This is a genomic window from Streptomyces sp. NPDC000134 (genome assembly GCF_042899225.1).
In the GTDB taxonomy this organism is placed as follows: domain Bacteria; phylum Actinomycetota; class Actinomycetes; order Streptomycetales; family Streptomycetaceae; genus Streptomyces.
In genome coordinates, this window is record NZ_JBIAZN010000019.1 from 41,183 (window position 1) to 51,664 (window position 10,482).

The following is a 10,482-nucleotide window of genomic DNA, read 5'->3' on the forward strand; positions in this document are numbered from 1 at the left end:
CAGCCGGTCAGCCGTCCGCCGCCAGCGCCGCCACCAGGACCGGCGTGACCTGCTCCACCTGCCAGGGCCGGGCCCCGTGCCGGGCGAGCGCGGCGGCCACCGAGGCGGCGTCGGCGGGCTGCGGCGGCTCCCAGCAGACCCGGCGCACGGTGTCCGGGGTGATCAGGTTCTCCTGCGGCATGTTCAGCCGCTCGGCCAGCGCCGTCACCCCGGCCCGCGCCGCCGACAGCCGGGCCGCGGCGGCCGGGTCCTTGTCGGCCCACGCCCGGGGCGGCGGGGGCCCGGTCACCGGCTGTCCGGGCGGCGGCAACTGCGATTCCGGCAGCGCCCTGGCCCGGTCGACCGCCGTCTGCCACTGCTCCAACTGCCGGCGGTTGACCCGCCCGAACCCGTTCAGCGCGGCCAGCGCGTGGGCGTTGGGCGGCAGCGCCAGCGCGGCCTCGACGATGGCCGCGTCGCCGAGCACCTTGCCGGGGGAGACGTCCCGGCGCCGCGCGATGCGGTCCCGGGTCTCCCACAGCTCCCGCACGACGGCCATCTGCCGCCGCCGGCGCACCTTGTGCATCCCGGACGTGCGGCGCCAGGGGTCCTTGCGGGGCTCGGCCGGCGGGGCGGCGGCGATGGCGTCGAACTCCTGCCGGGCCCACTCCAGCTTGCCCTGCCGCTCCAGCTCGGCCTCCAGCGCGTCCCGCAGGTCGACCAGCAGCTCCACGTCGAGGGCGGCGTAGCGCAGCCAGGGCTCGGGCAGCGGCCGGGTGGACCAGTCGACGGCGGAGTGGCCCTTCTCCAGGACGTAGCCGAGCACGGACTCGACCATCGCGCCGAGGCCGACCCGCGGGAACCCGGCGAGCCGCCCGGCCAGCTCGGTGTCGAACAGCCTGCTGGGCACCATCCCTATCTCCCGCAGGCAGGGCAGGTCCTGGGTGGCGGCGTGCAGCACCCACTCGGCGTCCGCCAGGGCCTCGCCGATCCCGGAGAGGTCCGGGCAGGCCACCGGGTCGATCAGGGCCGTCCCGGCGCCCTCGCGGCGCAACTGCACCAGGTAGGCGCGCTGGCCGTAGCGGTACCCGGAGGCCCGCTCGGCGTCGACGGCGACGGGGCCGGTGCCGGCGGCGAAGGCGGCGGTCGTCTCGGCGAGCGCGGCGGCGTCCGCGATCACCGGGGGAATCCCCTCGCGCGGCTCCAACAGCGGGATCGGCGCCTCGGTAGCAGAAGATCCGGCCTCGTCCGGAGGGGCGCCTCCGGTGGTTCGCAGTGAACGGTCTGCTGCGGTTTCGTGGGCGTCGGTCACCTGTCAAGAGTATCCGTGGATCGACGGAGCCCGCCGACGGAACGTTCCGTCGGCGGGCTCCGGGGGGTCGTAAACCAGTCAGGTCGCCGCGGTGGGGGACGCGGGGGAGGGGCGGGAGGGGGTCGGTCAGTGGATGATCCCGGTGCGCAGCGCCACCGCGACCATGCCGGCCCGGTCGCCGGTGCCCAGCTTGCGGGCGATGCGGGCCAGGTGGCTCTTGACGGTCAGCGCGGACAGGCCCATGGAGACGCCGATCGCCTTGTTCGACTGGCCCTCCGCGACCAGTCGCAGCACCTCGACCTCGCGGCCGGACAGCTCGCGGTAGCCGCCCGGGTGGCTCGGGGCGCCCGGGGGGCGGCGGTGCAGCCGGGCGGCGGCGGCGCCGATGGGGGCGGCACCCGGCCGGGTGGGGAGCCCGACGTTGGTACGGGTGCCGGTGACGACGTAGCCCTTGACGCCGCCGGCGAGGGCGTTGCGCACCGCGCCGATGTCGTCGGCGGCGGACAGCGCGAGCCCGTTGGGCCAGCCCGCGGCGCGGGTCTCCGACAGCAGGGTCAGGCCGGAGCCGTCGGGAAGGTGGACGTCGGCGACGCAGATGTCGCGGGGGTTGCCGATGCGGGGACGAGCCTCCGCGACGGACGAGGCCTCGATGACGTCGCGCACACCGAGCGCCCACAGATGGCGGGTGACGGTGGAACGGACGCGCGGGTCGGCCACGACCACCATGGCGGTCGGCTTGTTCGGGCGGTAGGCGACCAGGCTTGCGGGCTGCTCGAGGAGAACGGACACCAGGCCTCCTGGGGTGCGGGGACGGGGGCCGGCTCATGGGGAAGAAGCCGGGGGGAACCGTGCTTTCAAGGTCACAGTCGTCTTCGGCACCGAACGCGTCCGCCTTTAGAGAATGATCACTATCTGGTGAGTAACAATCCGAGCAATTCGGACGTGCGGTCGATCATTCGAAGTCGGAACGGTTTCGGTTCGAACCAATACGTGCTCGAAAGTGGCCGTATCGACAAAGTGACGGGAGGAACCGGTACGAAAAAAGGGGGAGCGCGGATCGCTCCGCGCTCCCCCTGCCGGGAAGCTGCCGGGCCGGGCCCGGACCTGCCGGGCCTACCGGGTCTGCGGCCCCCGCCGCTGCGGCAGCGTCACCACCGACGCGTCGCCCGGACCGGCCGGCGGCAGCCCGCCGACCTGGGCCAGCAGATCGCACCACGCGGCGAGGTGCGCGGCGGTGTCCGGAACCCCGCCGAGCCCCTCCCGGGGCGTCCAGGAGGCGCGGATCTCGATCTGCGAGGCGGCCGGGCGCGCGGACAGCCCGCCGAAGTAGTGCGAGGAGGCCCGGGTCACCGTGCCGCTGGGCTCGCCGAACGCCAGCCCCCGCCCCTGGAGCGCGCCGGTCAGCCAGGACCAGCACACCTCCGGCAGCAGCGGGTCCGCGGCCATCTCCGGCTCCAGCTCCGCCCGGACCAGCGTCACCAGCCGGAACGTGCCCCGCCAGGCGTCGTGCCCCGCCGGGTCGTGCAGCAGCACCAGCCGCCCGTCGGCCAGGTCCTGGTCGCCGTCGACGACCGTGGCCTCCAGCGCGTACGCGTGCGGCGCGAGCCGCTGCGGCGGGCGCGTCGGCTCCACCTCGACCTGGGGCCGCAGCTTCGCGGTCCGCAGCGCCTCCACCGCGGCCCGGAACGGCGGCGGGGCCGCGTCCGGGTGCCGGGCGCCCGCCGCGCCGTCCGTGGGTTCCTTGGGTTCCGTGGGTTCGTCCATTCCGTCCGCGCCGTCCGACAGTCGTCCCTGAGCCGCAGCCATGCGGGGAAGGTTAAGCGGAACGCGGCCCCGGCGCAGGGAGGGACACCCGCGTGCGGGCGCGATGGCCGGATCACGTGGCACCCGGGCCGAAGACCGTGCCGCGGCGGGTCCGGCGCGGCCGCCCCGCGGTCCGGGGCGGCCGGCGGGGCGTGCGAGACTTTCCGTCGTGAGTGCCAACCAGAGCCCCGCGGGCAAGCAGCCGTCAGCCACGTACGACTCCGCCTTCCTCAAGGCGTGCAGGCGTGAGCCGGTGCCGCACACGCCGGTGTGGTTCATGCGGCAGGCCGGGCGCTCGCTGCCGGAGTACCGCAAGGTGCGCGAGGGCATCCCCATGCTGGAGTCCTGCATGCGGCCCGAGCTGGTCACCGAGATCACCCTCCAGCCGGTGCGCCGGCACGGCGTGGACGCGGCGATCTACTTCAGCGACATCGTCGTCCCGCTCAAGGCCATCGGCGTCGACCTCGACATCCGGCCCGGCGTCGGCCCGGTCGTCGAGCGGCCGATCCGCACCCGCGCCGACCTGGCGGTGCTGCGCGACCTGACCCCCGAGGACGTCTCCTACGTCACCGAGGCGATCGGCCTGCTCACCGCCGAGCTGGGCGAGACCCCGCTGATCGGCTTCGCGGGCGCCCCCTTCACCCTGGCGAGCTACCTCGTGGAGGGCGGCCCGTCCCGCAACCACGAGCACACCAAGGCGCTCATGTACGGCGATCCGGAACTCTGGGCCGACCTGCTGGACCGCCTCGCCGACATCACGGCCGCCTTCCTGAAGGTGCAGATCGAGGCGGGCGCCAGCGCCGTCCAGTTGTTCGACTCCTGGGTCGGCGCGCTCGCCCCGGCCGACTACCGCCGCTCGGTGCTGCCCGCCTCCGCGAAGGTCTTCGAGGCGGTCGCCGGATACGGCGTGCCGCGCATCCACTTCGGCGTCGGCACCGGCGAACTCCTCGGCCCGATGGGCGAGGCCGGCGCGGACGTCGTGGGCGTCGACTGGCGGGTCCCGCTGGACGAGGCCGCCCGCCGGGTCGGCCCCGGCAAGGCGCTCCAGGGCAACCTCGACCCGGCCGTCCTGTTCTCCTCCCGCGAGGCCGTCGAGGCCAAGACCGACGAGATCCTCACCGCCGCCGAGCACCTCGAAGGCCATGTCTTCAACCTCGGCCACGGCGTCCTGCCCACCACCGACCCGGACGCGCTGACCCGGCTCGTGGAGCACGTCCACACCCGCACGGCCCGCTGACCGCACGCCGGGCCGCACCGCCCGGCCGCCCCGCACCCCGTCGCGGCCGGGAGGTGCCGTCAGTGCGCCGTCACTGACGTGTCATCGGGCCTTCGTAGTGTTCCGCGCACGATCCGTTGTCCGGGGACGGTGCCAGAACGCCGGGGGTGTGTGTGGAGTACCGAATTCTCGGCCAGGTCGAAGTGCGGCACGAGGGGCGGCCGGTGCCGCTGCACGGCGCCAAACCGCGCACCGTGCTCAGCGCCCTGCTCCTCGCCGGCGACCAGGTGGTCTACGACTCCCAGTTGGGCGACCACCTCTGGGGCCGCAAGGCGCCCGCCACCATGAACGCCCAGATCTACACCTATGTCTCGCGGCTGCGGAAGCTGCTCGGCCCGCACGCGCGGATCACCCGCCGCTCACCGGGCTACGTCATGGAGACCGGGTCCGCCTGGTTCGACCTGGCCGAGTTCACCGACCGGTCGCGGCGCGGGCACGAGGCGCTGGCCGCCGGTGACCACCGGGGGGCGGTCCGCCTGCTGACCTCGGCGCTGTCGCTGTGGCGCGGCCCCGCGCTCGCCAACGCCTGCGCGCCGCTGGCCGAAGAGGTGCGACCGCACCTGGAGGAGGCCCGGATCACGGCGCTCACCGGCCGGTTCGAGGCCGGACTCGCGCTCGGCGCACACGCCGCGCTGGTGCCGGAGCTGACCCGGACGGTCCGTGAGTACCCGCTGCAGGAGCGGTTCCGCGCGCAGCTCATGACGGCCCTGTACCGCTGCCACCGCCAGGCCGACGCCTTGGCCCTGTACGAGCAGGGCCGGAAGATGCTGAAGGGCTCGCTGGGCGTCGACCCCGGCACGCTGCTGCGCGAGGTCATGCTCGCGATCCTGCACTCCGATCCCGCGCTGCTCGGCCCGGTCCGCGAGCGCGCGCCGGCCGGCGCCGGGCGCATGGCGCCGCCGGGACTCGCCGTCCGCTGAGCGGCGGCGCACCGGCACCCGCGGGGCCCGGCATCCCGTCCGCGCCCCCACCCACCTCACAGGAGGCACTGCCATGACTGCACCTCTGCCCGAGACCGCCCTGCCCGACGAGGCACGCGCCCGCGTCAAGGACGTGGTGTGCGAGGTCCTGGAGGTCGAACCGGACGAGATCACCCCCACCGGGTCGTTCACCGGGACCTACGGCGCCGACTCGATGGCGCTGGTGGCCCTCGGCGCCACGCTGGAGCGGACCTTCGACATCGAGATCGACGGCTGGAAGGTCGACCAGATGGACGACCTGGAGAACGTCTACGCGGTGGTGGGCGAGGCCCTCGCCGAGAACCGCTGATCCGGTTCCACGACGCGAGGGAGGGGCGAAGTGAACGCGGACGGGGACAGGGAAAGAGTGGTGATCACGGGCCTGGGCGTGGTCAGCAGCATCGGTACCGGGGCCGAGGACTTCTGCGCCGGGCTGCGTGAGGGGCGCAGCGGGGCCAAGCCGATCACGGCCTTCGACACCACCGGCTTCGCGCACTCGGTCGGCTGCGAGGTGACCGGGTTCGATCCGGGGCGGTGGCTGGAGGTCCTGGCGCCGCAGGAGGCCGGGCGGGCCACCCGGTTCGCGGCCGCCGGTGCCCGGATGGCCCTCGCGGACGCCGCGCTGGACGTCGCGGAAGTGCGGCGCCGCCGGACCCTGGTGTCCGTCGGCACCAGCGACGGCGAGAACAACGACCTGGACACGCTGACCGGGCAGCACCTGGCCGGCGGCGCCGCGGCGCTCGACCCGGCGCTGGCCGGGCGCGTCGACCCGGGGCGGCTCGCCGCGGGCGTGGTCCGCGAACTCGGGCTGCGCGACGCGGAGATGATGACGCTCGGCACGGCCTGCGCGGCGGGCAACTACGCGATCGGCAGCGCGTTCGACGCGCTGCGCGCCGGTGACGTCGACTTCGCGCTGTGCGGGGGCGCGGACGCGGTGTGCCGCAAGACGTTCACCGGGTTCTACCGGTTCGGCACGATCGCCCCGGAGAAGTGCCAGCCCTTCGACCGGGACCGCAAGGGCCTGCTGGTCAGCGAGGGCAGCGGCATCCTGGCGCTGGAGACCCTGCGCTCGGCGCGGGCCCGGGGGGCGCGGATCTACGCCGAGGTGCTCGGCTACGGGCTCAACTGCGACGCCCAGCACGCGGTCGCCCCGGACCGGGACAGCCTGGCCCGGTGCATCCGGCTGGCGCACCGCAACGCCGGCATCAAGCCCGAGGACGTGGACCTGATCTCGGCGCACGGCACCGGCACCCCGACCAACGACGTGGTCGAGACCGGCGCGATCCGCCAGGTGTTCGCCGATCCGCCGCCGACGGTGTCGGTGAAGAGCATGATCGGACACGCGATGGGAGCGGCGAGCGCGCTGGCCGCGGTCGCCTGCGCGCTCGCTATCCGGGAGGGCTTCGTCCCGCCCACCATCAACCACGAGCACACCGACCCGGAGTGCGGCCTGGACTGCGTGCCCAACCAGGCGCGTTCCGCCGTACTGAACGTGGTGCAGAACAACGCGCTGGCGTTCGCCGGCAACAACGTGGTCCTGCTGCTGGGCCGGCACCGGGAGACGATGTGACGACGATCGAGGCGACCGGGCCGCTCGGCCCGGACGCGGCGGAGGCCGGCGAGCGGACCCTGGTGCTGTCGGGCTGGTCCGCCGTGACCGGCTACGGGGTGGGCCGCGAAGCCCTGCGCGAGGGAGTGCTGTCCGGCCGCCCGGTGGCGGCGGACCCGGACGCGGCCGGGCCGGACGGGGGCGCCCCGGCCGTGGTGGTGCCGGAGTTCCGGGTCGCGGACCACCTGGGGCGCAAGGGGACCCGTACGATGTGCCGCTCCACGGCGTTCGCCGTGACCGCCATCGACGTGCTGCTGCGCGAACTGGGCCCCGAGGTCGTCGAGGACCCGGGGGCCATCGGGCTGGTGCTGGGGGTCGGCCAGGGCAACGTGCAGGCCGCCATGGACTTCACCCGGGGGGCGCTCACCGCGTCCAGGCCCTACCACGTGGACGCGCTGCGCTTCCCGGACACGTTCCTCAACCGGGCCGCCGGGCAGAGCGCGATCTGGCACCGCCTCAAGGGCCCGAACACCACGGTGGCCGGCGGCCGGCTGGCCGGGCTGCTGGCGCTGGGCTACGCGTCCCGGCTGCTGCGCGGCGGGCACTGCCGGAAGCTGCTGGTCGGCGCCACCGAGGAGTACTCGCCGGCCCGCGCCATGCTGGCGGACGCGGCGGGCGGACCGGACCGTACGCGCGGTCCGCTGGGCGAGGGCTGCACGGTCGCGCTGCTGGAGTCGGCGGCCGACGCGGCGCGGGCCGGGCGGGTCCCGGTGGCCACCGTGGCGGCGACGCACTTCCGGGCGGCCCCGGAGCCCGGGACGGCCGGTCCGGAACTGGCCGCGTGCGTGCGGGCCGCGCTCGCCAAGGCGGGCGCCGGCGCCGACCGGGTCCGGCTGGTGGCGCCGCTGGGCGAGTACGCGGCGGCGGAGGAGGCCGCGGTCCGCGAGGTGACCGGCGACCACGGGCCGCACTGGCTGCGGTGCCGTCCGCTGCTGGGCGACGCGTTCGCCGCGTCGGCGGCGCTGCAGATGTCGGCGGCGCTGGCCGCCGAGCGGTACTGGCCGGAGCGCGGGGACCTGGCGCTGATCACCGGCATCGACCGGGACGGCACGGTGGGCTGCGCCCTGCTGGGCCGCCCCGCCTGACCGGCCCGCCCCCCTCGCACCGGCACCACGGCACCACGGCACCTCGGCACCGCGCTCCGGCACGGGCCGGGGTGCCGGGCGCGTGCCCGGGGCGTGCGGCCGGTGCCTCGCGCGTACCCGCCGGTCGCGCGGGGCCGCCCGAAGAACCCTCGCCTGCGGGCGAGTCGCGAAGTCCTTCCCAGACGAACGGAGTCGATCATCATGACACGTACCCGCACCTGGGCGGCCGCGGCCGCGGCCGCCGTGGGTCTGCTGACCGCGGCGGCCGCTCCCGTCGCCGCGGACCAACCGGCACGGGCGGCGGCCCCCGTCCCCTGGTCGGTCTCCCTGGGGACGGCCGGTGCCGCCGGGGAGCGGTGGACCGAGCCCTCCGCGTATCCGGGCCTGCCCGACCTGGTGATCAGCGGCACCCTCACCAACACCGGCACGGGCTGTTACGCGGTGTGGACGCGCTTCTACCGGGACTTCTCCGTCGGCCCGGTCACCAAGCAGGCCGAGATCTGCGGCCCGGGGTCCGCCGCCGTGGCGGCGCGGCAGTCCTACGGCTTCACCACCACCGGGTACGTGACGGTCTGCCGGGGCACGGCGAACACCGCGGACTGCGCCCCCTGGGCGAACATCACCTGGTGGCCCATCGACCCGTCGAGCTGACCGGGACCGACACCGAGGGCCAGGAGCCGTCCGACCGGCTCCTGGCCCTCGGTGCGCACCGGCGCGGGGGCCGGTGTCCCGGCTAGCTCGCCTTGCCGTGCAGCTTGCGCAGGTAGTCGTAGGTCGACGGCAGGGTGTCCAGCAACTCCTGCTGCTTGGCCTTGATGCCTTCGAACACCGGCTGGGCGCGGTCCATCATGTCCGGCCGGGCCGCCAGCATCGGCAGCGTCTGGTCCGGCATGTGGTTCAGGCCGGCGAAGATGCAGTAGTAGTTGCTGTTGTTCCAGAAGTTGCGGAACTCGGCGTCGAAGTTGCCGTAGTAGGTGGACTCGTCGGTGATGGGCATGTTCACCGGGAGACCCACCCGGTACATCTCCATCTTCTCCTTGATGTCGTCGGACAGTTCGAGGTCCTTGCAGGCCCGCCAGAACGCCGTGTCGTTGCGCGGCGCGAAGCTGAAGTGGGCCTGGAGGAAGTCCCGGGTGTCGTCGAACATCGTCTCGATCTCGGCGTTGAACCGGCGCTGCAGGATCGGGTCGAACCGCTTGTCCGGGAAGTGCTTCGCCAGTTGGTACAGCGCCGCGTAGGTGAAGTAGATGCCGGTGGACTCCAGCGGCTCCACGAAGCAGGACGCCAGGCCGATGCTGACGCAGTTGCGCACCCACGCGCGGCGGTTGCGGCCGACCCGGAACTTGATCTGGTTCAGCGGCTGGGTCTCCGGGTCGAGCCCCCACATCCGGCAGAACTCCAGGGTGGCGTCGTCACGCGACTGGAAACGGCTGGAGAACACGTACCCGGTCCCGAACCGGCCCAGCATGGGGATCTTCCACGCCCAGCCCGATGACATGGCGATGGAGCCGGTGTACGGCTCGACGCCCTCGGCCTCGTCGTCGTGCTCGACGGCGGTGGCGACCGCGCTGTCGTTGAGCAGGTGGTCGCTCATGTCCAGGAACGGCTCGCGCATCACGCCGTTGATCAGCAGCGCGCGGAAGCCGGAGCAGTCGATGAACAGGTCGCCCTCGATGACCCGCCCGGTCTCGGTCTTGATGGAGGTGATGTACCCGCGCTCGTCCACCTCGGCGCCGGTCATCTTGTCCTGGATGTGGATCGCGCCCTGCTTCTGCACCGCGAACCGGCACAGGAAGCCGGCGACCAGGTTGGCGTCGAAGTGCCAGGCGTAGTTGGTCCACTTGGTGCCGTCCATGAACCGCGGCGACAGCTTCCGGTCCATGACCGGGGGCTCGCGGTAACACGCGTAGTCGAACGGCTCGTCGGTCTGGCCGGTCAGCTTCTGCTGCGTCCAGTGGTGCGAGATCGGCAGGTTGTCCGAGTTCGCCAGCAGGCCGAACAGGTGGTAGAAGTGGTCCGTCCCGTCGCCCAGCGGGCGCGGGGTCGACTGACCCTCACCCGGGGTGCGCCAGTTGGTGAACTTGATGCCCATCTTGAAGCTGGCGTTGCACTCGCGCATCCACTCTTCCTCGGTGAAGCCGAGGTAGTCGAAGAACGTCTTGTGCAGGTTCGGCACCGTCGCCTCGCCGACGCCGATTCGGCCCACCTGCGGCGCCTCCAGCACCGTGATGGTCACGTCCGGACCGAGCGCCTTGCCGAGGTACGAGGCGGACATCCACCCGGCCGTTCCGCCACCGAGGACGACGACCCGCTTGATGCGGTGATCCTCTACCACTGCTCACCCTTTCCGCGCCGTCGCACGACGCCGGCTCATTCGTTTTGCTGAATGCGAGAACCGCCTTTTCCAGAGGCGTTCGCCGAATTTCTCACGCGTGTCTCCGAGTGTCAACAAATCCCAG

10 protein-coding genes are annotated in these 10,482 nt (G+C 73.6%); 6 read left to right on the plus strand and 4 right to left on the minus strand.

Going from position 1 to position 10,482, the window contains the following annotated elements; all coding sequences use genetic code 11:
• Window positions 1-7: 7 nt before the first annotated feature.
• The 3 genes from ACFY32_RS25950 to ACFY32_RS25960 form a co-directional block, all read right to left on the minus strand.
• Window positions 8-1,291, minus strand: coding sequence for a ribonuclease D (locus ACFY32_RS25950; RefSeq protein WP_359202512.1), 1,284 nt, complete (start codon window positions 1,289-1,291; stop codon window positions 8-10).
• A gap of 126 nt (window positions 1,292-1,417) precedes the next feature.
• Window positions 1,418-2,080 carry a response regulator transcription factor gene (locus ACFY32_RS25955; protein WP_003972894.1) on the minus strand — a complete coding sequence of 221 codons (663 nt, stop codon included), beginning with the start codon at window positions 2,078-2,080 and terminating at the stop codon, window positions 1,418-1,420.
• Between the two features lie 324 nt (window positions 2,081-2,404).
• Window positions 2,405-3,097: a DUF3000 domain-containing protein gene (locus ACFY32_RS25960; protein ID WP_359202515.1), complete on the minus strand. Its 693-nt coding sequence runs from the start codon at window positions 3,095-3,097 to the stop codon at window positions 2,405-2,407.
• 166 nt (window positions 3,098-3,263) lie between these two features.
• Between ACFY32_RS25960 and hemE the strand changes: the two genes are divergently transcribed.
• The 6 genes from hemE (at window position 3,264) to ACFY32_RS25990 (ending at window position 8,674) form a co-directional block, all read left to right on the plus strand.
• The gene (gene hemE, locus ACFY32_RS25965) at window positions 3,264-4,331 is read left to right on the plus strand and encodes a uroporphyrinogen decarboxylase (protein WP_359202517.1); all 1,068 of its coding nucleotides are present in this window, start codon (window positions 3,264-3,266) and stop codon (window positions 4,329-4,331) included.
• A gap of 152 nt (window positions 4,332-4,483) precedes the next feature.
• Window positions 4,484-5,290 carry a BTAD domain-containing putative transcriptional regulator gene (locus ACFY32_RS25970; RefSeq protein ID WP_390675390.1) on the plus strand — a complete coding sequence of 269 codons (807 nt, stop codon included), beginning with the start codon at window positions 4,484-4,486 and terminating at the stop codon, window positions 5,288-5,290.
• Between the two features lie 73 nt (window positions 5,291-5,363).
• Window positions 5,364-5,639: an acyl carrier protein gene (locus ACFY32_RS25975; protein ID WP_359202521.1), complete on the plus strand. Its 276-nt coding sequence runs from the start codon at window positions 5,364-5,366 to the stop codon at window positions 5,637-5,639.
• A gap of 30 nt (window positions 5,640-5,669) precedes the next feature.
• Window positions 5,670-6,899 carry a beta-ketoacyl-[acyl-carrier-protein] synthase family protein gene (locus ACFY32_RS25980; protein WP_359202524.1) on the plus strand — a complete coding sequence of 410 codons (1,230 nt, stop codon included), beginning with the start codon at window positions 5,670-5,672 and terminating at the stop codon, window positions 6,897-6,899.
• Entirely contained in the window at window positions 6,896-8,023 is a 1,128-nt protein-coding gene (locus tag ACFY32_RS25985) for a beta-ketoacyl synthase N-terminal-like domain-containing protein (protein WP_359202526.1), read from the plus strand. Before ACFY32_RS25980 ends, ACFY32_RS25985 begins: the two co-directional genes overlap by 4 nt.
• Window positions 8,024-8,224: 201 nt before the next feature.
• Window positions 8,225-8,674 (plus strand): hypothetical protein, encoded by a 450-nt coding sequence (locus ACFY32_RS25990; protein ID WP_359202529.1) that lies wholly within the window; start codon window positions 8,225-8,227, stop codon window positions 8,672-8,674.
• Between the two features lie 82 nt (window positions 8,675-8,756).
• Here ACFY32_RS25990 and ACFY32_RS25995 read toward each other — a convergent pair whose 3' ends face one another.
• Complete coding sequence (locus ACFY32_RS25995; protein ID WP_359202532.1) at window positions 8,757-10,358, minus strand: tryptophan halogenase family protein; 1,602 nt, start codon at window positions 10,356-10,358, stop codon at window positions 8,757-8,759.
• Window positions 10,359-10,482: the final 124 nt, after the last annotated feature.